Raw genomic sequence first — 22,031 nt, 5'->3', positions numbered from 1 at the left:
GCCGCCGAGCACAGCCACATAACATTATAGCTGCAACACTTGTCACAGCTCCCGACACGCCTGTCACAATGGAGGCGATGTTGGACGCACCCACGGCGGTCGAACCGGGCCTCACCACCCAATCGGAGCCGCCGAAGAAAACACCCCCTTGGTGGCAACGATTGCATGCCACCAAGACTCAGCGCACGCTTCTGCTCGCTGCCCTCGGTGGTCTGCTCATCGCAGGCGTCCTGACGTTAACGCCCAGCAACTTCGAAGGACCCGCCGGACTCAATCTGCACACCAACCGGGTCAATACCGCGCGGGTCAGCGAGACTTTCGACCGCGCAAAGCCCGGTGACTGCCTGAACTGGCCGGCCAATTCCCCGGGATCGATCAGCATCGTCGACTGCAAGGACGAGCACCGATTCGAGGTCGCCCAGTCTCTGGACTTGTCGACGTTCCCCGGCAGCGAGTACGGCCATGACGCGCCGCCGCCGTCGGAGGCCCGGACCCACCAGATGGCGCAGGAACAGTGCCAGAACGCCGCACGTCAGTACCTGGGTCCGCGGTTCGACCCGAACGGCAAGTTCAGCGTGAGCTTGGTCATGCCCGGCGAACAGACCTGGAAGCAGAAGGGCGAGCGCCACGTGTTGTGCGGCCTGCAGCTTCTCGGTCCCGAGAACCACCAACTTCCGTACAAGGGCAGGGTCGCTGACGTCGATCAGTCGAAGGTCTGGCCGGCCGGCACCTGCCTGGGCATCGATCCGGCCACCAATCAGCTCACCGACATCCCGGTCGACTGCTCCACTCCGCACTCGATGGAGGTCACCGGAGCGGTCAACCTCGCCGACAAGTACCACGACGCTCTGCCCGCCGAACCTGATCAGCTGGGCTACCTCAAGGACGAGTGCACCAAGATCACCGACGCGTATCTGGCTCCGGTACAGCTGCGCACCACCACCTTGACACCGATTTACAGCTCCATCGCACTGCCGAGCTGGTCGGCCGGCAGCCGGCAGGTCTCGTGCAGCATCGGTTCGGCCATCGGCAACGGCGGCTGGTCGACACTGGTCAACAGCGCCAAGGGCCAACTACTGGTCAACGGACAGCCTCCGGCAGCGCCACCGGCGATTCCCGATGAGCGCCTGAATCTGTCGCCAATTCCGGTGGTCGAGCCGCCGAGCAACTCGTCGAGCTCCTCATCGGGCTCTTCTTCAAGCTCCTCGGGCTCCTCGTCCAACTCATCGAGCTCGTCCGGCTCGTCGCAATCCGGCCAGCAGAGCACGCAGGGCAACCAGCACCTTCCGGGCGGGGCATCGGGCCAAAACGGACCGCCACCGCAGGGCAACACATTCCTCAACGGCCCTCCCCCGGGCGACGGCGCACCGCCACCGCCTGCGGGCGACGACGTGCCGCCACCGCCCGGAGTGGCTCCGCCGGCAGGCGCTCCGCCTGCCGGTGGTCCGCCTGCAGGTGCTCCGCCTGGACCGGCGGAGCCCATAGCACCTCCGGCCCCGGGCCAGTAACCCGAGATGGCCGTGCGGATGCCGGCGCAACGGTTCGACGATCTGGTCTCCGATGCCCTCGACCTGATCCCGCCCGATCTTGCAGCAGCCATCGACAACGTCGTGGTGCTGGTAGAGGCTCGCCATCCGGAGGAGCCCGACATCCTCGGCCTGTACGAGGGCACCGCGTTGACTGAGCGTGACTCCTGGTATTCGGGCGCGTTGCCCGACACCATCACCATCTACCGCGATGCGCTGCTGGACATCTGCGACACCGAACAGGACGTCGTCGAGGAAGTGGTGATCACCGTAATCCACGAGATCGCCCACCATTTCGGCATCGACGACAAGCGGTTACACGAATTAGGCTGGGGCTGAGCGGGTTTCAGCCCATCGGGTCGGTGATGCCCGGCACTTCGTGTCCGGGATAGAACGGCGGGGTTATTGATCCCCACTGCACACAACTCCATCGTCCATCGGTGGTCGGGCTCAGTACCACGGAGCCCGTGTTGGCCAGATGGTTCCCGAGCGCGAAGTCGACATCGACGCCGGACAGGTGTGCGGCAACCAGACGGATCGCCGCCCCATGACTAACCACCGCGATATCGCTTACCCAGTCGTGGTCATCGAGATATCTCATCCGCAGTTGCGACAGCACCGGCAGGTATCGATCCAGAACCTGACCGCCGCTCTCGCCGCCCGGCATCGGCACATCCACTGCGCCCTGCTGCCACTGGCGGTATACCGCGTTGAACTCATCGATAGCCGCCTGGTCGCTGCGGCCTTCTAGGTCGCCCACCTGGACCTCGTGGATGCCCCACGCTTCCACCGGTTCCAGACCAAGTCGGTCCGCGATATCAGTGGCGGTCTGCACGGCGCGCACAGCCACCGAGTGCAACACCAGTCCGACCGGATGCTGCCAGTCCGCTGCGAACTCGCGAGCTTGGCGGTGCCCGAGTTCAGTCAGCCGCGTACCCGGGGGCCGGGTGTCCATCTGCTTGCCGACGTTGGCTTCGGACTGTCCGTGCCGCACAAGAACCAAACGTCCACTCATGCGCGATCCGCCTTCGCTCCTCGCTGCCCACTCATGCGCGATCCGCCTTCGCTCCTCGCTGCCCACTCATGCGCGATCCCCCGCCCTCAAATCCGTCAGCCACCGGGTGCTCTCGTCTGTCGCCGGCGGCACTGCGCCGGCAGCGACCCCGGTCGGCCAGGAACCCAGATAGCGCACCTCGGCAGAGCGACGGTGCAACGCTTTGAGCGCTTCGGCGACCAAGTCGTCCTCGACATGCCCGACACAATCGAGGAAGAAGATGTAGGTGCCCAATCCTGTTCTGGTGGGCCGAGATTCGATCCGGGTGAGATCGATGTCGCGAATCGCGAACTCGGTCAGCGCGGCAACCAGCGCACCAGGTTCGTTGCGCAGCCGCAGCACCACCGACGTGCGGTCGGCACCGGTCCGTGGCGGCGGTGACCCCGGCCGGCCGGCCAGCACGAAGCGCGTACGTGCATTGGGCTCGTCGACGACACCTTCAGCCAGGGTGGCCAGACCCCAAAGCTCCGCGGCAAGTGCCGTACTGACCCCGGCGTCGGCACGCCCTTCGGAAACCTCTTGTGCAGCACCAGCATTGGATATCGCCGGCACGATCGTGGCTGCGGGCAGCTGGTGCGCCAACCACTGCCGCACCTGGGCAGCAGCAACCGGGAACGCCGCCACCGTCGACACGTCTGCTTTATCCGTGCCCGGCCGCACCACGATGCTGAATGCCACGTCCAGGGTGCACTCGGCGTAGATCTGCACCGAAGCGCCCGACGCCAGGCTGTCCATGGTGGGCAGCACCGATCCGTCGATGGAGTTCTCGATCGGCACACAGGCGAAATCCGCGTCGCCGGTGCGCACCGCCTCCAGGGCCGCTCCGGCGCTGTCATACGACACGGCCTCAACATCCGGCCCGCCGGGCACAGCGTCCGCCATCTGCAGCAGGGCCGCTTCGGTGAACGTTCCCCGCGGACCGAGGTAGGCGATGCGTGCCACGCTGCCACCCTAACGGCTGATCCCGCCCGTTACGGGCCAGTCGTATGCGCGTGCCGCGCAGGAAGCCCTTGCGCCGATTTCCATCGATAGTTAACTTAGGCTTACCTCACTAACTGAAGGCGGCATATGAGCACCAGCGCGACAACAACCACAGCACCGACCACGGCGGAACGCGTCCGCAGCGCCTGCGCCCGATCCTGCGGCGCCATGCTTGCCGCAGACGGTGTAGAGCCAACCGCCACGCCCGTTCACCACCTGCTGCCCGACGGTTCACTGGCCGTCACCGTCCCAGCCGACAGCATGCTGGCCGGCGGCGTCGTCGCGTCAGGCGCCAGCGGCATCCCGGCGATGCTGGAACTGACCGACCTGGCGCCGCTGCCGCTGCGCGAGCCGGTGCGGTCGCTGGTCTGGTTCCGGGGCCGACTGCGCGATGTGCCCGCCACCCAGGTGCCCGCACTGCTTGACCTCGTCGCCACCGAAAATCCCAATCCCGCTCTGCTGCAAGTGAACAACGCACCGGACACTGATGACGATGCGCCATACGTCCTGCTCGGGCTGGAGATCGAATCCGTGGTGGTGGCTGACGCCACCGGGGCCGAGTCGGTCGGCGTCGGTGCGTTGCTCAGCGCACAGCCCGACCCGTTCTGCGGAATGGAATCCCACTGGCTACAGCATCTGGAATCGGCGCACCGGGAGGTTGTCGACCGACTCGCCAACCGACTGCCCATGACGCTGCGGCACGGCCGGGTGCGCCCGCTGGGTCTGGACCGGTACGGCATGCAGCTACGGGTGGAGCGCGAAGACGGCGACCACGACGTTCGGCTGCCGTTCCTCAAACCGGTCGATGACGTCCCAGGCCTGAGCCGGGCCATCCGGGTGTTGATGGGCTGCCCGTTCCTCAACGGACTGCGCGCCCGACGCATCTGAGGTCGCGCGCCGGTTACCGTATCTGCGATGACCGATCCGCAGCAGGAGCGCCGCACCCTGCGAATCGAGGTCGCCATTGTGCTGGCGGTGACGTTCGGGCTGTCCGCCTACACCGCGGTGGTCAGCCTCGCCGAGGCTGTGATCCTCGGCCTGTCCGGCCGGAAGGTAGCGCTCAACGAACGCCGCTCTCCGATCGATCTGGTCGACCTGGCACTGAACCTCAGTCCGATCTTCCACCTGGTCGCCTGGGGCTGCCTTGGTCTATATCTGCTGTGGCGCAGTGGCTTTCGGCCTGCGGCAGTCGGCCTGGGACGGCTCGACCCGCGCCGGGACATGCTGGGCGGACTGGGGTTGGCGGCGCTGATCGGACTGCCGGGACTCGGTCTCTATTTCGCCGGACGCGCATTGGGTATCGGGGTCACTGTGGTGCCCAGCACCTTGGGCGACACCTGGTGGCGCATACCGGTTCTGGTGCTCATGGCATTCGCCAACGCTTGGGCCGAAGAGATCATCGTGGTCGCATACCTCCAGACGCGGTTGCGGCAACTGCAGTTCACGCCGGCCAAGACCATGGTCTTTTCGGCGTTGCTGCGCGGCTCGTACCACCTGTACCAGGGCTTCGGCGCCGGCTTGGGCAACGTCGCCATGGGCTTGCTGTTCGGGTACACCTGGCAGCGCACCGGCCGGTTGTGGCCGCTGATCATCGCCCATGGGGTAATCGACGCCGTGGCGTTCGTCGGGTACGCACTGGCCGCCCAGCACCTGACCTGGTTGCACTGAGTACCACACAAAATAGATTCAACTCGGTATAGCCAAGCCTTACCTGAATCACCGATCAGCAATTCGCATTAAACAATGTTGTGGCGGTCACATCGGGTAAGGATACGCTTTCCTGCGTTAGGTAGTCCTTCCATGACAAAGCCGTCTGACCTGCACTATCGTGCTATTCATGACCGATGCAACGCGCCTTGAAACGAAATTTCACCAGCTGTTGCAGGAGCAGATTCGCAGCGAATTCAGTGCCTCCCAGCAATACATTGCAATTGCCGTTTACTTCGACGGAGAAGACCTTCCCCAGCTGGCCAAGCATTTCTATGCCCAGGCCGTCGAAGAACGCAATCACGCCATGATGCTGGTGCACTACTTGCTGGACCGCGACATCGAAGTCGAAATCCCCGGGATCGATCCCGTGCGCAACACCTTCGACTCACCGACCGACGCTCTGAAGATGGCACTCAACCAGGAGCGCGCCGTCACCGAGCAGATCAGCCGGCTTGCCAGCGTCGCTCGCGAGGAGGGCGACTACCTCGGCGAACAGTTCATGCAGTGGTTCCTCAAAGAGCAGGTCGAAGAGGTCTCGACGACCACCACTCTGGTGCGTATCGCCGACCGCGCCGGCGACAACCTGTTCAACCTCGAGGATTTCGTGGCCCGCGAACTCGCTCGCACCGGTGTGGCGGACCCGACTGCCCCCGAAGCCGCCGGCGGCAACCTCTAACGATCCGGCTGGTCCCGGCCCGCTCCGGTCAGTCCGTTCTGCAACCAGTCCTTGGTGCGGCCTGGGTGGTTCGTCGCCACCCAGGCCACTTCCAATTCACGGCAGTACTGCACGTCCTCGTAATGGTCGACAGTCCAGCAGTACAGCGCCCGTCCGTGCGCCGCGGCATGGTCGACGAGTTCAGGGTGCTCCCGCAGCGTCGCAATGGAAGGGCCCACTGCCGTCGCCCCGACCGTGGTGGCGGCGCTGCCGCCCAGGTACCGGGACGTCTCGCCGAGCAGCACGGTAGGAAGCATCGGAGCAGCCCGTCGGATCCGCCAAACCGCAGCCGCTGAGAACGAGATCACCACTGCGCGCGCCAAATCCGCCGATGCCGGCGCTGCGATTCCGTACCGGTGCAATAGCGCCAGCACCTTGCTTTCCACCAGTGCGCCGTAGCGCACCGGGTGTTTGGTCTCGATGAACAGCTTCACCGGGCGATTCCAGTCCAAGACCAGTCGGATCAGTTCGTCAAGGGTAAGCAGCCCGGTGTCGCCTTGTCCGCTGCCCGTCGCTGCGCTCGAATGCCAACTGCCGTAGTCGAATTCCCGCAATTGCGCCAGGGTCATCTCGCTGACCAGCCCGGAACCGTTGGAGGTGCGATCCACCTTCCGGTCGTGCATGCACACCAGATAACCGTCCTGGGTCAGGCGGACGTCGCATTCGAGCCCGTCGGCCCCCTGACTCAGCGCCAGTTCGTAGGCGGCCAGAGTGTGTTCCGGACGCTCAGCGGATGCACCGCGATGCGCCACCACGAACGGGTGGCAATCATTGGTGTGCGAACCGTCCTGACTCATAGGCCTATGCTGCCGGTTCCTCCGTCGTGCCCTCAACCGGAACGACCGAATCGGCGGAAGTCTGTGTCTCCTGGACCGGTTCGGCTGCAGCGTCATCCGTGCTGACGGCCCGTTCGTCACTGATCGGCAGCCAGCGCTGCACCGGCGCGTCGCCCTGCACCTTCTCGAACACCTGGTACACCCGATCGACCGCGGCCAGTGCGCCCATGCCCAACAGATAGGCGATGGTGGTCATCTCGGTGCTGTCGGCGATGCCCTGCGGATCGTCGTAAGGCATGAGCCATGCCGACCACGCGACGGCAAGAGTGGCGGCGGCCCACAGCGACCACCAGATCGTGACCGGTCGACGCAGCACGCGGGCCCGCTGCTCAACAGTGGCCAGCTCCATCACGAAGACCGGCGCCCGGAACAGATTGAACACCGGGAGCAGGCAACCCAGCCAAAGCACCCAACGCCGACGCGGTTCGGATGACCCAGCCCGCAGGTAGTCGGCGGCTCGGCGGGCGATCAGCCAGTTGGTCAGTACCACCGCAACAGCCAGAACCGAGAACAGTGCGACAACACTGGCGACCACCGGCAACCAGGTGCCGGCCAGCGCCACCCATCGGTTCAGCAGCGTGGAACGGTTGATCAGTAGCAGGGCGTAACGCACGACGTGCAACAGCGCCGCCACGCCAAGCGCGATCATCGCGACTCGCACGGAGCCGCGCACCAGCTCCACCGACGGCCCGTTGACCGGTTCCGCCTGATCGAAGTGCTGATCGGGAAATTCCTCGATCAGACCCCAGCGGGGCACATGGTTGTAGTGCGGCGTCGGCCCCAGCTGCGGGGGCTGCCGACGCGGTTTAGGCGCCGGGCCGGGCCGGACCGCGATCCAGCGATACCCGGCCGGCTGCGGCCGCCGAGCGGCCGTCAATTGCCCGCCCGTGGCATCGGCGGTCGGCGCCAACAGCCCTCCGCCGCAGCGTGGGCACCATTCACGCCGGCGATCGCGCACATTCCACCGCGTCGCACAGCGGGAACAGACCTGGATCACCGCACCAGCCTACGGGCCCTCAGGCGCCGCCGGCGTCGGTGACCACGGCGCGTCCGGCACCGACCCAGGCCAGCATGCCGCCGGAGACGTTGATGGGCTCATACCCGTTGCGCGCCAACCACTGGGCTGCTTTCAACGAGCGGCCGCCGGCGTGACAGATGACGTACAGCATTGCATCAGGGTCGATTTCGCCGTGCCGCGCAGGCACCTCGCCCAGCGGAATGTGCTGAGCCCCGGCCGCGTGGCCACGTGCCCACTCGTCAGATTCACGCACATCTAGCAGGATCACAGCCTTGCCGGAGTCACCGGGCCCGCCCAGCACCTCCGGAACCTCTGCTACCTCGACATGGGTTACATCGACATCGTCCATGAGTACATGCTGGCACGTTGCAGTTCAGGCCGTGGCAGCACGCCCGACAGCAATCCTCGAACTATCCACAATTTCCACAGGTTCATCCACAGGGCCGACACGCCTGTCGTAGTGCCTGAACCGCAGAATCTGGTCGCTTCCGAAATTTACTGGGGATAACTCGGGTACCGTGACCGACCCCGATCAACAGGCCTTCTGAGGGCGCGAGCAAATGGGACGGATACCCCCTGCCGTTCTAGTCCGACGTCCTTACAGCCGGTTGCTGGGGACCCGGTGTCGGGCGCTTTGGCAAACCGTTATGATCGGCATCACAAGACGGGGCTGTGACAATCCTCACGTCACCTCCGGATCGGGAACCAGAGATCGTCTATGCAGGTCAGGGAGCATGTGATGACATCGCGTCCGCTGCGGCCAGGGTCGGCCGCATCGTCACCCGAGTGGCACTCGGCGTTCTCCGAACACACCCACGACCAGTTGATGTCGTTGTTCCGCGCCGGCGCCATCGCATTGGTACTGCTCGGCGTCCTGGCGCTGATCGTGCTGATGTAGCCCCGTGGGCCTTCCTGCAGTCGGGCATCCTTGCGGTGGGCACTGCAATGGAGCAATGTTGTCTCGGACATGCGGGCGCGCACACCAGGCCCCGATCCAGCACGCGATCACTTAAGGAAGGAACCCTGTGGCTGAGTACACACTGCCGGACTTGGATTACGACTACGGCGCCCTGGAGCCGCACATCTCCGGTCAGATCAACGAGATCCACCACAGCAAGCACCACGCGGCCTATGTCAAGGGCGTGAACGACGCCGTGGCCAAGCTCGAAGAAGCACGGGCCGGCGACGACCACGCTGCAATCTTCCTGAACGAAAAGAACCTGGCCTTCCACTTGGGCGGGCACGTCAACCACTCCATCTGGTGGAAGAACCTGTCCCCCAACGGCGGCGACAAGCCCACGGGCGATCTGGCCGCCGCCGTCGACGACCAGTTCGGATCGTTCGACAAGTTCCGCGCACAGTTCACCGCCGCCGCCAACGGCTTGCAGGGCTCCGGTTGGGCAGTGCTGGGCTACGACAGCCTCGGTGGCCGTCTGCTCACCTTCCAGCTGTACGACCAGCAGGCCAACGTGCCGCTGGGCATCATCCCGCTGCTCCAGGTCGACATGTGGGAGCACGCCTTCTATCTGCAGTACAAGAACGTCAAGGCGGACTACGTCAAGGCATTCTGGAACGTCGTCAACTGGGAAGACGTACAGAACCGCTTCGCGGCCGCCACGGCCAAGACAAACGGCCTGATCTTCGGCTGACATCAGCTGTCCCGAAACGGGGTGTCGCGCGATTGCGCGGCACCCCGTTTCGCATTCGGCACTTTTGGCACTCGCGTGCTATTGCGTGCTAACGCGTCACTGCCGCATCCTGTGCTGATCGACCCGTCGCCGTGTCACGGCAATGAGTTGAGCACCGGAGGCGACTATGGACAGTGGATCCGTCCCAGCCGTGGCAGTGGCACCGTTTCATTCCCGCGGCGCGCTGAAAGGTTTTGTGGTCTCCGGCCGGTGGCCCAACTCGACCAAGGAGTGGGCACAGCTGCTGACAGTCGCCGTCCGAGTGGCTTCACTACCTGGACTGCTGCCCACCACGACCATATTCGGGGTACGCGAAGAGCTTCCCGATCATCCTCAGCCGGGAACTGTCGGGCTTGTCTTGGCCGAAGGGCCGGTCGTCGGTGAGTCCGCAGTTCCGCCCGGATATTTCGCCGAACATCAGCCGCCCGCGTTGCTGATGCTGCACCCTCCCGCCGAGACGACCCCGTCCCTACCCGAATGCGCGGGTGTCGCGTCAGGTTGCCTCTTACTGCCGGGACTGCCTCACCTCGGCCTGGACCACCGCGCGGCGTGGGTGGAGGCCGAGGCTGACGGAACAATCACCACGATGGTCAGTCGCGTCGGAGTGGATCCCATCAGCCACCCCGACACCGCGATTCTGGCCATGCTGCTCGCCGCGTGAAAACAACTTCACAGATCTGTCACCGGTATTTGGCGTGCCTGCCGCAGATATCGCAGGTCGGCGGTACTGTGGGGCAAAGGCGTGATCCGACGCTGATGGGCCCGCTAGACAGTTGCTACACAGAGCCAATCTGGACGCGCCTCCGACGCGAGGCAGGGCATCGGACCGGCAAAATACTGTATCCGTCAAAATAAGGTTCGCCAGACACGTGATTAGCACCCTGTCCGAGCTACAGAAGCCCAGCTCGGACCATCATCCTGCTAGAAAGAGCGGGGTCCGCCGGACTTTTATGCCGTTTGCACTTGGCTGCCGACGCAACACTCGCTAGGATAATCAGCAAATACTGACATTAATTGCCAATAGATATCGTTACGTGGAGGAATATTCGATGAGCATGACGTTCGCTGCCCGGCTGAACCGGCTGTTTGACACGGTCTACCCGCCAGGACGCGGTCCGCACACCTCTGCTGAGGCCATCGCCGCCTTGAAGGCCGAGGGCGTCACCATGTCGGCTCCGTACCTGTCTCAGCTGCGTTCGGGCAACCGGACCAACCCGTCTGTCGCGACAATGGCGGCGCTTGCCAACTTCTTCCGGATCAAGTCGGCCTACTTCACCGATGACGAGTACTACGAGAAGCTCGACAAGGAACTCACCTGGCTGGCCAGCATGCGGGACGAGGGCATCCGTCGTATCGCGGCGCGCACCGTGGGCCTGTCCCCGGAGGCGAAACAGGACCTCGTTGAGAAGGCCGACGAGCTGCGTCGCAAAGAGAACCTCGACAGCTAGCCGAGTTAGCTCTCTTAGCTAGCCGCTTTTGCGGTGGGTGGGTTGGTTAACTCGCTCACCGAGCCGTTCAGCCTGCGACTCGGACGCTGTTCGGTCCAACTGACGGTACTTGTCTGCGATCGCCAGGATCCACTCGCGATCGGAGTACGTAGTCGGCTGCCGCAGCCAATTCGGCCCCGGGAAATCTGCATCCTCCACGCCTGATGCAAGATCCCGCCCGGCATGAATCCAGCGCGCAACCCGTTCCGCCTGCTCGTCGGGTGTCGCCTCGGCCAGACGCGAGTCCGACGTCCTCACCCCGCCTGCGCCCTTGACCGCCGCGGTGGCTTCCAAGTACAGCGCATCCGATATCAGTGACATCTGTTCAGCGACGCGGAACAGCAGCGGGCCACGCGGACGCACACCGATCCCTATGTTCGGGTGTCGCCGGCTCAGTTCGCTCAGCAGCGGAGCGACCGTACGCAACTCCCGCCGCGCTCCGAACCAGTCCTCGACACTGGGCAGCAGTGATCCACCGGCAACCACCAGCATCGCGCAGCCGAGCAATGTCGCCGCCGCCCCCACACTGACCAGTCTGGTGTTTCCCACGGCCCGCAACGCGAAGAACCCGCTGGCCAAAAGGATCAGCACAATCCCCACGCTGAATACGAACAGGGCGCGACCGCGTCGGGTGCGATTGGAGTTACGCATGCCGGCCCAGGCAACCAGCGTCAGCGCCAGCAGGATGTACAGCAGCGGCAACAGCCACGACAGCGCGTTGCCGCCTGTCCCCAAGGTCTGTCGAAGGTATTCCTGGGGTGCCATCTCAGGGACCTGCGGTTGACGGAAGAACAGCACCAGGGTCACCGCGGCAATCACGGTCGCCACCGTGTACTGGATGACTGCGATGCGACGCACCGTCGCGGGCTTGCGAGTCGAAGATGCCGAGGTGATCATCACGCAGCTGCCGGCGGCACATGCGATGAGCGCGACCTGGCTCAGCACGCTGGATACATTGGGCCAGTGCAGCAAGGTATCGAGCAATAGCGTCAACGGCTGCCAGTTAAATGCGGCCACCAGTCCCAAGCTGCCGAGTGCGACGATCATCGCGGCGCTGACCAACGATTGTTTGTTGACCAGTGCCCAACCGATACGGAGTCCGGTCGCCAGCCCCAGTAGACCGGCGATTACCCAGATGATCAACCAAATGCCTCGCCGAGACGCACCTGAACAATCGAGGACCGGTCCGACGGAAGCCGGCCGAGCCGGTAGATCAACAGCGCCGCGAAGTCTTCAGCTTCTTGTTCGGCCTCTTCGCCGGCCGGTCCCATGCAGCCCGTCCGCTGGTTGAGCATGTAACCGATCAGTTCAGAACTGGCCAGTTCCACGGTGTCGCGTGCGGCGTCGACTACCGAAACGCCGTTGTGTCCGAGCACAAGGTGTCCCAATTCGTGGGCGAGGGTCCGGTCTCCGGCCGGCAGGCCCTTTTGCAGCAGGAACACGTCGCGATCGTTGTACTGGCGCCATTGCCCACACACGCCGGACGGCAGGTCGGCCATCTGCACCTCGATGGGGCGACCACGATCGGTGCTGACGGCCTCGACCAATCGGGCCAGAGAAACTTCGCCGCGGCGCGGGGCCAGATCCAGCACCGAGTTGACAGCGCGCGTGACGCGGCGACTCGCAGGCATTCCGACCCTCTTTCGCCGAGGTTGCAGTGGCCACAATTCGAGACGATTGTTGCACAACCATGGCCCGAGAATCGCTGGTAGTGACGTTGTTGTGGGCACGAGCAGGTAAGTGGTTGGGGACTCGGTCGAAGACCGTTGAACGGACCGCCGATTCAGCCTCAGCCCCGTGCCCGATCCGGTGATCAGGGCGATAAGGTGACGTGACCATCTCGGCGAGATGGTGCACGTGCGCCGCGACGACCGGGAGGCAACCGGAATGGGCCTGTTCAAGCCACGAAAGAGTCGGGCTACCCGGCGCGCCGAAGCAAAGGCGATCAAGGCCAAAGCGAAGCTGGAGGCCCGCCTGTCCGCGCGTAACGAGACTCGTCGGATCAAGGCCGAGGGGCGCCGGCAGACGAAGGCCGACAAAGCCAGCGTCAAGGCCCAACGGGACGGCGACAAGGTGGCACTCAAGATCGCCGAGGCTCAGCTGCAGACGGCGCGTGAAGGTAAGTTCCTGTCGCCCACCAGAATTCGCCGTGGGTTGACGGTATCGCGATTGCTCGCGCCGGTCGTCGTACCGGTTGTCTACCGGGCCGCGATCTCCGCCCGCGGCGCCATCGATCAGCGCCGCGCCGACAAGATGGGCGTTCCGCTGAGTCAGATCGGCCAGTTCTCCGGGCCCGGCGGCGCGCTGTCTGCGCGGATTGCCGGTGCCGAGCATGCCCTGCAGCAGGTGGCGCAGAAGAGCCCCAAGGACCCCGAGACCAAGCAGTTCGTCACGAACATCTCGGATCGCTTGTCCGACCTGTCCGCGGCGGTGACTGCGGCCGAGAACATGCCGGCAGCACAGCGCAGGGCCGCGCATAACTCCATCGGCACCCAACTCGATGGCATTGACGCTGATGTCCTGGCCCGATTGGGCGTGGCTTGAGCAGCTGAGCAGGCTGCGATAATCGAACGGTGATCATCGAACCGCGAGCCACCGCCGATCTGGTTGACGAAATCTACCCCGACGTGCGTAGTTGCGACTTGCAGCTGCAGAACTACGGCAGCCGGACCATGTTCGCAGGTCGGATCACCACGGTGAAGTGCTTCCAGGACAACGCCCTACTGAAGTCCATCTTGTCCACACCCGGCGACGGCGGCGTGCTGGTGGTCGACGGCGACGGATCACTGCATACCGCGTTGGTCGGCGACATCATCGCCGGCCTTGCCCACGAGAACGGCTGGGCCGGCGTGATCGTCAATGGACCGGTGCGTGACGCCGCTACCTTGCGCACTATCGATGTCGGGATCAAGGCGCTGGGCACCAATCCGCGCAAGGGCACCAAGACCGGCGAGGGCGAGCGTGACGTCGAGGTGAGCTTCGGCGGAGTGGTCTTCGTCCCGGGCGATATCGCGTACTGCGACGAGGACGGGATCGTCGTCATCGCCGGAGGCGAGCGATAAGCCTCGGCGCCCCTCAACCGCGATATGGGGTACCTCCCGCTTGCCGGGGGAACGTATCTGTCCCCGCACGCCAAGCGTGCGGGGACAGATATGTTCTTATCGCCGAGTTAGACCGTCACTGCGGCACGGTGTTTGGTGAACTGCAGTGACTGCTCGTCGACCTTGCCGTACCGGATGGTCCGCATGTCGAAGAAGTAGTTCTGCTTGAGCCGCCAAGGTGCCTCCGAGCCCGACTTGGGCAGGCTGTCCATGGCTCGCCGGAAGTAGCCCGGGGTGAAGTCCATGAACGGCAGCTCGTCGACGCTGCCACCGGGATGCTGCGGCTCGACCCGGTCAAATCCGTTGGCGTCCATGTAATTGAGCACCCGGCAGATGTACTCCGAGACCAGGTCGGCCTTCAGAGTCCACGATGCGTTGGTGTAGCCGAAGGTGATGGCCATGTTCGGCACACCCGAGAGCATGAGGCCCTTGTAGGTCATGCACTTGGTCAGGTCGATCGGCTCGCCGTTGCGATTGGCCACCGCGCCGCCGAACAGCTGCATGTTCAGACCGGTTGCGGTGACGATGATGTCGGCCTGCAACTCCTCGCCGGAAGCCAGCTTGATGCCGGTCTCGGTGAAGGTCTCGATGGTGTCGGTGACGACGCCGGCCTTGCCCGACCGGATGGCCTTGAACAGATCACCGTTGGGCGCCAGGCAGACTCGCTCGTCCCACGGGTTGTAGCGTGGGCTGAAGTGCTTGTCGTAGTCGAAGCCCTCGGGCAGTCGGCGCTCGGCCATCTGCCGGAGCGCCTTCTTGAACATGGCCGGGAACTTCCGGGCGATCTGGTACTGGCCGGTGCTGTAGCCGATCTGCTTCCACCGGTTGACGAAGTGCGCCAAGTGTTTCGGGAGGTACTTGTTGGTCCGTGCCGCGACCGGGTCCACCAGCGGGAGTGCGCCGATGTAGGTGGGCGAGCGCTGCAGCATCGTCACGTGGCCGACGCCGCCGGTCACCAGCGACGGGATCAGGGTCACCGCGGTGGCACCGGAGCCGATGACCACGACGTTCTTACCTGCGTATTCCAGGTCCTCAGGCCAGTGCTGCGGATGGATGATCTGGCCCTTGAAGTCCGCCGAGCCCGGGAACTCCGGCGAGTAGCCCTCGTCGTAGTTGTAGTAGCCGCTGCACACCGACAGGAACGACGCGGTGATCTGCTTGGTTTCGCCGTTGTGCTCGACGTCCACGGTCCAGTGGTTGTCGGCGTCGGACCAGTCCACCGATAAGACGCGGTGGCCGGTGCGGATGTGGTTCCTGATGCCGTTCTCGTCGGCGGCCTCGTTGATGTAGTTCCAGATGGACTGGCCGTCTGCGATGGACTTGGCCGATTCCCACGGCTTGAACCGGAAGCCGAGAGTGAACATGTCCGAGTCGGACCGGATGCCGGGGTACTTGAACAAATCCCAGGTGCCGCCGATGTTCTCGCGCCGCTCCAGGATCACGTAGCTCTTGTTGGGGCAGCGGTCCTGCAGGTGCCACGCGGTGCTGATGCCGGAGATGCCGGCGCCGACGATCACGACATCGAAGTGTTCGGTCATAGAACCGACGGTATCAACATCATGTTGAGGTGGTCAACAGTGTGTTGAAAAACTCAACACACTGTTAGGCTGCGGTTATGTCCACGACGAGTACAGCCCGCCCCGCCCGGGGCCGACGCGCGGCGCGACCGTCGGGCGATGACCGCGAAGCCGCCATCCTGGCGACCGCCACACGGCTACTTGAAGACCGACTGTTCAGCGACATCTCCGTCGATGACCTGGCCAAAGGGGCCGGGATATCGCGCCCCACGTTCTACTTCTACTTCCCATCCAAAGAAGCGGTGCTGCTGTCACTGCTCGACCCGCTGATCAAAAGGGCCGACACCGGGTTCGACAAGGTGCTCGACGACATGCCCACCGAGCCTCGGGAAGCGATCCGGCGCGGCATCGAGACCTTCTTCAGCTCATTCGGCTCCCACCCGGCCACCGTGCGAGCCGGTCTCGAAGCCATCAAATCCGTCCCCGAGTTCCGCGATTACTGGGCCGGGCTCATGCAGAAATGGATAGGGCTGACCGCCGCCCTGATCACCAGTGAACGCCAGCGCGGCACCGCACCCGACACCATTCCCGCACTCGATCTCGCGACATCGCTGAACCTGATGAACGAGCGGGCCATGATGGCCACCCTGGCCGGCGAACAAGGCGCCGTCGACCACGGCGATGTCGTTACCACCCTCGCCCACATCTGGCTGACCAGCATCTACGGCGCAACGCCCTAAACATCTGCTACTAGAGCCTGTCGCGTCTTTATGCGAACATATGTTCGTGTCGGACCCTCAGGCTGCCATCCTGCACGCGGACCTCGATTCGTTCTACGCATCAGTCGAGCAACGTGACGATCCGTCGCTGCGAGCGCGGCCGGTCATCGTCGGCGGCGGGGTCGTGCTGGCGGCGAGCTATGAGGCCAAGGCCTACGGGGTCCGGACCGCTATGGGCGGCAGCGAGGCGCGCCGACTGTGCCCTCAAGCCATTGTCGTTCCGCCGCGGATGGCCGCCTACTCGCAGGCGAGCAAGGACGTCTTCGCGGTCTTCCGCGACACCACTCCCGTCGTCGAACCCTTGTCCGTGGACGAGGCCTTCCTCGACGTCAGCGGCCTCGGCCGAGTTTCGGGCACCCCGGTTCAGATCGGTGCGCAGTTGCGAACCGCAGTGCGCGAAAGGGCGGGTCTGCCCATCACCGTCGGGATAGCCCGCACCAAGTTCCTGGCCAAGGTCGCCAGCCAGCAGGCCAAGCCCGACGGATTGCTCTTGGTACCACCCGACCGCGAATTGGCGTTCCTGCACCCGTTACCAGTGCGCCAACTGTGGGGCGTCGGCGCCAAGACCGCGGAAAAACTCCGGGAGCACGGCATCGAGACGGTGGCCGACGTCGCCGATCTGTCCGAATCGGCGCTGGACGCCATGGTCGGTGGCGCGATGGGACGGCAGTTGTTCGCGTTGTCCCGCAACATCGACAGCAGGCGGGTGACGTCCGGCCATCGGCGCCGCTCGGTCGGCGCCCAGCGGGCCGTCGGTCGCCGCGGAAATACCATGTCCGACAACGAAATCGACGTGATGGTGATCAATCTGATCGACCGCATCGCCCGGCGCATGCGGGCCAGCGGGCGGACCGGCCGCACCGTGGTGCTGCGGCTGCGGTTCGACGACTACAGCCGTGTCACCCGTTCGCACACCATGGCCCGCGCCACCGCATCCACCGACGAAATCCTCAGCGTGGCAAGAGGATTAATCACCGATGCGGCGCCGCTTATCGCCGAACGGGGGTTGACTCTCGTCGGGTTCGCCGTATCGAACGTCGACAATGGCGGCTCCGAGCAGCTGGAGTTACCGTTCGACGGCGCGCCCGACACTGCTGCCGTGGACTGCGCGGTGGATCTGGTGCGGCAGCGGTTCGGCAATGCGTGCCTGACTCGCGGGGTACTGGTCGGCAAAGACCCTGGATGGGAGATGCCGATGTTGCCGGATTAGACGTCGGTCAAAACCTTGTCACCCGCTGCGCTCGCAACCGCCCTGTATGCAGATCAGCCAAGTGTCGGCAGTGCTTTAGTCGTCGACGCCGGCCGATTATTCCGAGCGCATGTACTGCCTCATCATCTGCAACGCTGGCGTCCCCAGTGTCCGGCCGTAGACCGTTGTCTATCTTGTTTCCGAGGTGCCTCCGCCCGGCTACCGTCCCGAATAGTTGTCAATACCATAGATTTTCGGACAATTAGTGACGGTCGGCGACTAATGTCGGGTTCCCGGAATCTGATGGCCGGTTTCAGCGTCAGCGACAAACGCCGCGGACATTCCCGGACTATGCCAGGCAGCGGCCCGGCGAACTCGGATTGCCCTTCGGGGTCACAGTTGCGCAGCAATAAATCCCGACAGCAACACCGAAAATCCCCCAACCTCACCGATGATCAATGCCGCCATCCCCGCATGCAGGCCCGGCCCTGGATGCTCGAATTGGTTGGTGGTGTCATGGCGTAGCCCGTGCTGGATGTAAGAGGCGATCGCCACCACGAAGAAGAACACCAAAACCATTGCTGCCGTGAGGTTTACCCACATCGGCCAGGCACTCAACTGGACAAACACCGCAACCAGCAGCGTCGCAAAGGAATACAGCAGCGCCGCGCGGTGCGCAATGTCAACGTAGGGGTGCGCCAAGTGATCCGCAGTCACGGCCATCTGCCGGTACTTCCAAATTCCCAAAATCAGCGCCAGTAGGAAGATCAGCCCGGCCGCGAGCAGAGTGATGACCGTGGCAGTAGACAGGACCATGACGCAGAGGCTACGCGCCCGCCCATGCCTGCAATCGATCCACCGGCCAAGTATTCACGACACGTTCCGTCGGCACCTCGGCATCCAAGGCCCGCTGGGCGCCGTAGCCCAAGAAATCCAGTTGCCCTGGCGCGTGCGCATCGGTGTCAATCGAGAACAGGCATCCCATCTCCAACGCCAGGTTCAGCAGACGGGTCGGCGGATCGCGTCGCTCTGGGCGCGAATTGATCTCCACCGCTACATCATTGACCTGACACGCCGCGAAGACTTGCTCAGCATTGAATTTCGATTCCGGGCGGGTACCGCGCGCTCCTTCGACCAGGCGTCCGGTGCAGTGGCCAAGAACATTGGCCTGTCCACCCGATACCGCACGCACCATTCGACGAGTCATTGCAGCCGAGTCCATCGAGAGTTTGGAATGCACGCTGGCAACGACGATGTCCAGGCGTTCCAAGAGCTCGGGCTCCTGGTCCAACGAACCGTCGTCGAGAATGTCGACCTCAATGCCGGTCAGAATTCGCATGGGCGCAAACCGCTCCCGCATCTCGTCGATGATGTCGAGTTGTTGTCGCAGCCGGTCGGCGGACAGCCCGTTGGCGACGGTAAGCCGAGGCGAGTGATCAGTCAGTGCGCAGTATTCATGGCCCAAACCCTTTGCCGTGGCCATCATTTCACTGATCGGTGCCGAACCGTCCGACCAGTTTGAATGCAGGTGCAGGTCGCCTTTCAAAGCCGTACGAAGCTCGCCGCCACCTAAATCCTCTGCCGCTGAACGTAAATCGATTAGTGCGTCGGGCTCACGACCACCCCATGCTTGGGCTATCACCGCTGCAGTTTTGGGCCCGACGCCAGGCAGAGACCGCCAGCTGTTGGCACGACCTAGCTGCTCGCGCCGTTCGGGATCCAACGCCTCGACCACATCGGCAGCCTTGCGGTAGGCCATGACGCGCCGGGAGTCCTCGCGCGCGCGATCCTTGTAGAACGCGATCTCACGCAGCGCGGCCACTGGGTCCATGCCCCTAGTCTGCCAAGACTGTCGGGCAACTCCCAGGAATTATCCGGCCCCCGAGACTAGTTTCACAAGACGTGCGATTCGCCTTCAAAACCTCACCGCAGAACACCACCTGGTCGGACATGCTTGCCATTTGGCAGGCTGCCGACGCCATCGACGTCTTCGAGTCGGGCTGGACGTTCGATCACTTCTACCCGATCTTCTCCGACTCCTCGGGCCCGTGCCTGGAGGGTTGGGTCACGCTGACGGCGCTGGCCCAGGCCACCAAGCGGCTCCGGGTCGGGGTGCTGGTCACCGGCATTCACTACCGCCATCCGGCGGTCCTGGCCAACATGGCCTCAGCGCTGGACATCGTTTCGAACGGCCGACTCGAGCTCGGCATCGGCGCCGGCTGGAACGAGGAGGAGTCCGGTGCGTACGGCATCGAACTGGGCAGCGTCAAGGAACGGTTCGACCGCTTCGAGGAGGCCTGTGCTGTGCTGAAAGGCCTGCTGACGCAGGACACCACGACTTTCGACGGCAAGTACTACCAACTCAAGGACGCCCGCAACGAGCCCAAGGGCCCGCAGCAGCCGCACCCGCCGTTCTGCATCGGCGGTAGCGGAGAGAAGCGCACCCTGCGCATCACCGCGCAGTACGCCGACCACTGGAATTTCGTCGGCGGCCCGCCCGAGGAGTTCGCCCGCAAACGCGACGTCCTGGCCGCGCATTGCGCCGACGTGGGGCGCGATCCCAAGGAGATCACCTTGTCGGCGCACGTACGGCTGGGTGAGGATCGCGATTATCAGAAGGTCGTCGACGAGGCCGCTGGACTAGGCGCCGAAGGCCTGGACCTCGCGATCATCTACCTGCCGCAGCCGCATGACGTGGCGGTACTTGAGCCGCTGGCGCAGGCGATCCGGGACTCGGGGCTGCAGACCGCGTAGGTCAGTGTTGCCGCCGGCGCGCGTACATCGTTGCGCAGCCGGCGGCGACCAGCAACGGCCCCGCCTGAGCCCAGCAGCGGCGTCTGAAACGAGCCTCGGTATGCCTTACCGCAGTGAATTTGCGTCTGCGCGCCGGGTGCCATTCGCCGCCTCCTGCAGAAATAACAAACCGCCCGGCCCAGATCAATTGGGCGGGCGGTCGACATGGACTGCCAGATCACGTTTGGGTAACGTCCGGCAAATAAGAAAACTCTGTGGTGGGACTTTACAAATCCATCCGAACGTATCGTTAGACGCCGAAGCGGAGCATCTCCGCGGCGGTAACCAGGCGTTCGTTCTTCGCGGGGAACTCACGGCTCTTCACCGGGTGGCGGAGCAGGGACCAGGCAATACGTCCCATGCGTGAGCGCGAAAACGGGTTGTTGTACATGCTGTTCACTCCTGCGGTCTGCGATTTGCCGGACCTCGGGGCCACACTATCGCACGACCCCCGCCGATTCATTAGAACGCCGAGCACCGGCAAACACAGCTAGGCGCGCCGAAGAAAAATCTGATGTTTCTAATGGGGCTATTGTTGCTGATGTGGCGATCTATTGTCTTAATCCACTCTTAAATTAGAGTTTGAGTCACACCGTTAGATGTGACGTATCCAACATGTGAGCTATGCCACTACCGGGATCGGGCCGGTGTCTGGCGTGGCTTACGGAAGACGTCGTCTAGGGTGACCGGCCGCAAGTTCCGGGACTTGAGCAGATCTACCAACAGCCCATACACGTGTGTGACTGGCAAATGGTTCAGATGGCCAATCACTATGGTCTGCGCGGTGAAATACTTGTCGGCCATCTTGAGGATGTAGTCCTTGGTGACCACGTTCTGATCCTCCAGCGAGCCTGTCCACATCAACGGCACCGAGTAACCCAACTCGGTCGCCACCGCGTCGACCAATGGGTTGTGGCTGCCGTACGGCGGCCGGAAGTATGGCCGCGCATCGGCTCCGAATGTCGCCTGCAGGAATTTGTGGTTGCGCTCCAACTGGTCGACGATCTGGTCTTTGGTCAGCGTGGCAAGGTCCGGGTGCGACCAGGTGTGGTTGCCTAGCTGGATCTGACCGGACTCCACCAGCGGGCGGATCAGATCGCGGTGCTGCGTCCAGGACTGGTACCGGCCGTTGACGAAGTAAGTCAGTCGGATACCGGTGTCCTTGGCCAGTTGTGTGTAGCCCCTCACCACATCGGCGTTGACCCCGTCGTCGAGTGTCAACGCCAGGGTGTTGCCCGCGGCTTCGGGAAGGCTGCTCAACTCGCCCCCTCCGGGAAGAGGAAGCTGCAGGCTCGGATGTGCTGGCGGCTCTGAGGGCGGTGAAGCCGCCAAACTGCGCGGATCGTCAATCGCGCAGCGCGCCAGCCCGACCCCGACGACCACCGAGGTGGACAACGCCACCAGGAAATGGCGTCGACTCAGCTCGGAGGCTGCAGGCAGAGCAGGATAACGGTTCTTCATAGGGATTCGGCCCGGGTAGATCGGACCCGAACCGACCAAGTGTCACGACGTGCACCACATCAGCCACATCCGACACGCCCATCGATGCTGAGTTGTTAGCTAAGTAACTCGTGATCGGTGGTCTGAGCCTGGTACTCCGTCGACTCGGTACGCCGCACCGGCCCGCGGCCATCACC

At 63.9% G+C, this 22,031-nt stretch carries 26 protein-coding genes; 14 read left to right on the top strand and 12 right to left on the bottom strand.

Going from position 1 to position 22,031, the window contains the following annotated elements:
• Positions 1-68: 68 nt before the first annotated feature.
• Together M2432_RS15040 and M2432_RS15035 are read left to right on the top strand one after the other, a co-directional pair.
• On the top strand, positions 69-1,508 hold the full coding sequence (locus M2432_RS15040; RefSeq protein WP_280827617.1) for a septum formation family protein: 1,440 nt from the start codon (positions 69-71) through the stop codon (positions 1,506-1,508).
• A 6-nt stretch (positions 1,509-1,514) separates the two neighbouring features.
• Positions 1,515-1,865 carry a metallopeptidase family protein gene (locus M2432_RS15035; RefSeq protein WP_280827616.1) on the top strand — a complete coding sequence of 117 codons (351 nt, stop codon included), beginning with the start codon at positions 1,515-1,517 and terminating at the stop codon, positions 1,863-1,865.
• A gap of 7 nt (positions 1,866-1,872) precedes the next feature.
• Here the strand turns inward: M2432_RS15035 and M2432_RS15030 are convergent, their stop codons facing one another.
• Positions 1,873-2,541, bottom strand: coding sequence for a histidine phosphatase family protein (locus M2432_RS15030; RefSeq protein WP_280827615.1), 669 nt, complete (start codon positions 2,539-2,541; stop codon positions 1,873-1,875).
• 66 nt (positions 2,542-2,607) lie between these two features.
• Positions 2,608-3,522 carry a prephenate dehydratase gene (gene pheA, locus M2432_RS15025; RefSeq protein ID WP_280827614.1) on the bottom strand — a complete coding sequence of 305 codons (915 nt, stop codon included), beginning with the start codon at positions 3,520-3,522 and terminating at the stop codon, positions 2,608-2,610.
• A 126-nt stretch (positions 3,523-3,648) separates the two neighbouring features.
• On the opposite strand from pheA, the gene M2432_RS15020 reads away from it, so the two are divergent.
• The 3 genes from M2432_RS15020 (at position 3,649) to M2432_RS15010 (ending at position 5,947) form a co-directional block, all read left to right on the top strand.
• Entirely contained in the window at positions 3,649-4,449 is an 801-nt protein-coding gene (locus M2432_RS15020; RefSeq protein ID WP_280827613.1) for a DUF2470 domain-containing protein, read from the top strand.
• A 27-nt stretch (positions 4,450-4,476) separates the two neighbouring features.
• Positions 4,477-5,229 (top strand): CPBP family intramembrane metalloprotease, encoded by a 753-nt coding sequence (locus M2432_RS15015; protein ID WP_280827612.1) that lies wholly within the window; start codon positions 4,477-4,479, stop codon positions 5,227-5,229.
• A 169-nt stretch (positions 5,230-5,398) separates the two neighbouring features.
• On the top strand, positions 5,399-5,947 hold the full coding sequence (locus tag M2432_RS15010; protein WP_280827611.1) for a ferritin: 549 nt from the start codon (positions 5,399-5,401) through the stop codon (positions 5,945-5,947).
• On the opposite strand, the gene M2432_RS15005 is transcribed toward M2432_RS15010, so the two are convergent.
• The 3 genes from M2432_RS15005 to M2432_RS14995 form a co-directional block, all read right to left on the bottom strand.
• The gene (locus M2432_RS15005; protein WP_280827610.1) at positions 5,944-6,783 is read right to left on the bottom strand and encodes a glycerophosphodiester phosphodiesterase; all 840 of its coding nucleotides are present in this window, start codon (positions 6,781-6,783) and stop codon (positions 5,944-5,946) included. The two genes, M2432_RS15010 and M2432_RS15005, sit on opposite strands and share 4 nt — an antisense overlap.
• 4 nt (positions 6,784-6,787) lie before the next feature.
• On the bottom strand, positions 6,788-7,732 hold the full coding sequence (locus M2432_RS15000) for a DUF4328 domain-containing protein (protein ID WP_280827609.1): 945 nt from the start codon (positions 7,730-7,732) through the stop codon (positions 6,788-6,790).
• Between the two features lie 106 nt (positions 7,733-7,838).
• The gene (locus M2432_RS14995) at positions 7,839-8,189 is read right to left on the bottom strand and encodes a rhodanese-like domain-containing protein (protein WP_280827608.1); all 351 of its coding nucleotides are present in this window, start codon (positions 8,187-8,189) and stop codon (positions 7,839-7,841) included.
• Positions 8,190-8,579: 390 nt separating this feature from the next.
• Here M2432_RS14995 and M2432_RS14990 point away from each other — a divergent pair, with 390 nt between their 5' ends.
• From M2432_RS14990 to M2432_RS14975, 4 genes are all read left to right on the top strand, one after another.
• Complete coding sequence (locus M2432_RS14990) at positions 8,580-8,738, top strand: hypothetical protein (RefSeq protein ID WP_280827607.1); 159 nt, start codon at positions 8,580-8,582, stop codon at positions 8,736-8,738.
• 127 nt (positions 8,739-8,865) lie between these two features.
• Positions 8,866-9,489 carry a superoxide dismutase gene (locus M2432_RS14985; RefSeq protein ID WP_280827606.1) on the top strand — a complete coding sequence of 208 codons (624 nt, stop codon included), beginning with the start codon at positions 8,866-8,868 and terminating at the stop codon, positions 9,487-9,489.
• 166 nt (positions 9,490-9,655) lie between these two features.
• A complete protein-coding gene (locus M2432_RS14980) occupies positions 9,656-10,189 on the top strand; it encodes a peptidase (RefSeq protein WP_280827605.1) in 534 nt (177 codons plus the stop codon).
• Between the two features lie 388 nt (positions 10,190-10,577).
• Positions 10,578-10,976: a transcriptional regulator gene (locus tag M2432_RS14975; RefSeq protein ID WP_280827604.1), complete on the top strand. Its 399-nt coding sequence runs from the start codon at positions 10,578-10,580 to the stop codon at positions 10,974-10,976.
• A gap of 18 nt (positions 10,977-10,994) precedes the next feature.
• On the opposite strand, the gene M2432_RS14970 is transcribed toward M2432_RS14975, so the two are convergent.
• Complete coding sequence (locus M2432_RS14970) at positions 10,995-12,158, bottom strand: hypothetical protein (RefSeq protein ID WP_280827603.1); 1,164 nt, start codon at positions 12,156-12,158, stop codon at positions 10,995-10,997.
• Complete coding sequence (locus M2432_RS14965; protein WP_280827602.1) at positions 12,155-12,646, bottom strand: DUF955 domain-containing protein; 492 nt, start codon at positions 12,644-12,646, stop codon at positions 12,155-12,157. The genes M2432_RS14970 and M2432_RS14965 overlap by 4 nt, the downstream gene beginning before the upstream one ends.
• A gap of 256 nt (positions 12,647-12,902) precedes the next feature.
• Between M2432_RS14965 and M2432_RS14960 the strand changes: the two genes are divergently transcribed.
• Positions 12,903-13,559 carry a DUF6474 family protein gene (locus M2432_RS14960; RefSeq protein ID WP_280827749.1) on the top strand — a complete coding sequence of 219 codons (657 nt, stop codon included), beginning with the start codon at positions 12,903-12,905 and terminating at the stop codon, positions 13,557-13,559.
• Between the two features lie 29 nt (positions 13,560-13,588).
• Positions 13,589-14,077 (top strand): ribonuclease E activity regulator RraA, encoded by a 489-nt coding sequence (gene rraA / locus M2432_RS14955; RefSeq protein ID WP_280827601.1) that lies wholly within the window; start codon positions 13,589-13,591, stop codon positions 14,075-14,077.
• A gap of 107 nt (positions 14,078-14,184) precedes the next feature.
• Here the strand turns inward: rraA and M2432_RS14950 are convergent, their stop codons facing one another.
• Complete coding sequence (locus M2432_RS14950; protein ID WP_280827600.1) at positions 14,185-15,654, bottom strand: NAD(P)/FAD-dependent oxidoreductase; 1,470 nt, start codon at positions 15,652-15,654, stop codon at positions 14,185-14,187.
• A 77-nt stretch (positions 15,655-15,731) separates the two neighbouring features.
• Between M2432_RS14950 and M2432_RS14945 the strand changes: the two genes are divergently transcribed.
• The gene (locus tag M2432_RS14945) at positions 15,732-16,373 is read left to right on the top strand and encodes a TetR/AcrR family transcriptional regulator (RefSeq protein ID WP_280827599.1); all 642 of its coding nucleotides are present in this window, start codon (positions 15,732-15,734) and stop codon (positions 16,371-16,373) included.
• Positions 16,374-16,413: 40 nt separating this feature from the next.
• Positions 16,414-17,622, top strand: a complete 1,209-nt coding sequence (dinB, locus tag M2432_RS14940; protein ID WP_280827598.1) for a DNA polymerase IV — start codon at positions 16,414-16,416, stop codon at positions 17,620-17,622.
• A 372-nt stretch (positions 17,623-17,994) separates the two neighbouring features.
• On the opposite strand, the gene M2432_RS14935 is transcribed toward dinB, so the two are convergent.
• Both M2432_RS14935 and M2432_RS14930 read right to left on the bottom strand, forming a co-directional pair.
• Positions 17,995-18,417 carry a hypothetical protein gene (locus tag M2432_RS14935; protein ID WP_280827597.1) on the bottom strand — a complete coding sequence of 141 codons (423 nt, stop codon included), beginning with the start codon at positions 18,415-18,417 and terminating at the stop codon, positions 17,995-17,997.
• Positions 18,418-18,427: 10 nt separating this feature from the next.
• A complete protein-coding gene (locus M2432_RS14930; protein ID WP_280827596.1) occupies positions 18,428-19,432 on the bottom strand; it encodes a PHP domain-containing protein in 1,005 nt (334 codons plus the stop codon).
• 71 nt (positions 19,433-19,503) lie between these two features.
• On the opposite strand from M2432_RS14930, the gene M2432_RS14925 reads away from it, so the two are divergent.
• Positions 19,504-20,355, top strand: a complete 852-nt coding sequence (locus M2432_RS14925) for an LLM class F420-dependent oxidoreductase (RefSeq protein WP_280827595.1) — start codon at positions 19,504-19,506, stop codon at positions 20,353-20,355.
• A gap of 289 nt (positions 20,356-20,644) precedes the next feature.
• Here M2432_RS14925 and M2432_RS14920 read toward each other — a convergent pair whose 3' ends face one another.
• Positions 20,645-20,785, bottom strand: coding sequence for a hypothetical protein (locus M2432_RS14920; protein WP_280827594.1), 141 nt, complete (start codon positions 20,783-20,785; stop codon positions 20,645-20,647).
• A gap of 239 nt (positions 20,786-21,024) precedes the next feature.
• On the bottom strand, positions 21,025-21,816 hold the full coding sequence (locus tag M2432_RS14915; protein ID WP_280827748.1) for a polysaccharide deacetylase family protein: 792 nt from the start codon (positions 21,814-21,816) through the stop codon (positions 21,025-21,027).
• Between the last annotated feature and the right edge of the window lie 215 nt (positions 21,817-22,031).

Origin of the sequence: Mycobacterium sp. OTB74, assembly GCF_029892685.1 — a bacterium.
Lineage (GTDB): Bacteria > Actinomycetota > Actinomycetes > Mycobacteriales > Mycobacteriaceae > Mycobacterium.
This window is presented reverse-complemented; position numbering and strand designations above follow the sequence as displayed.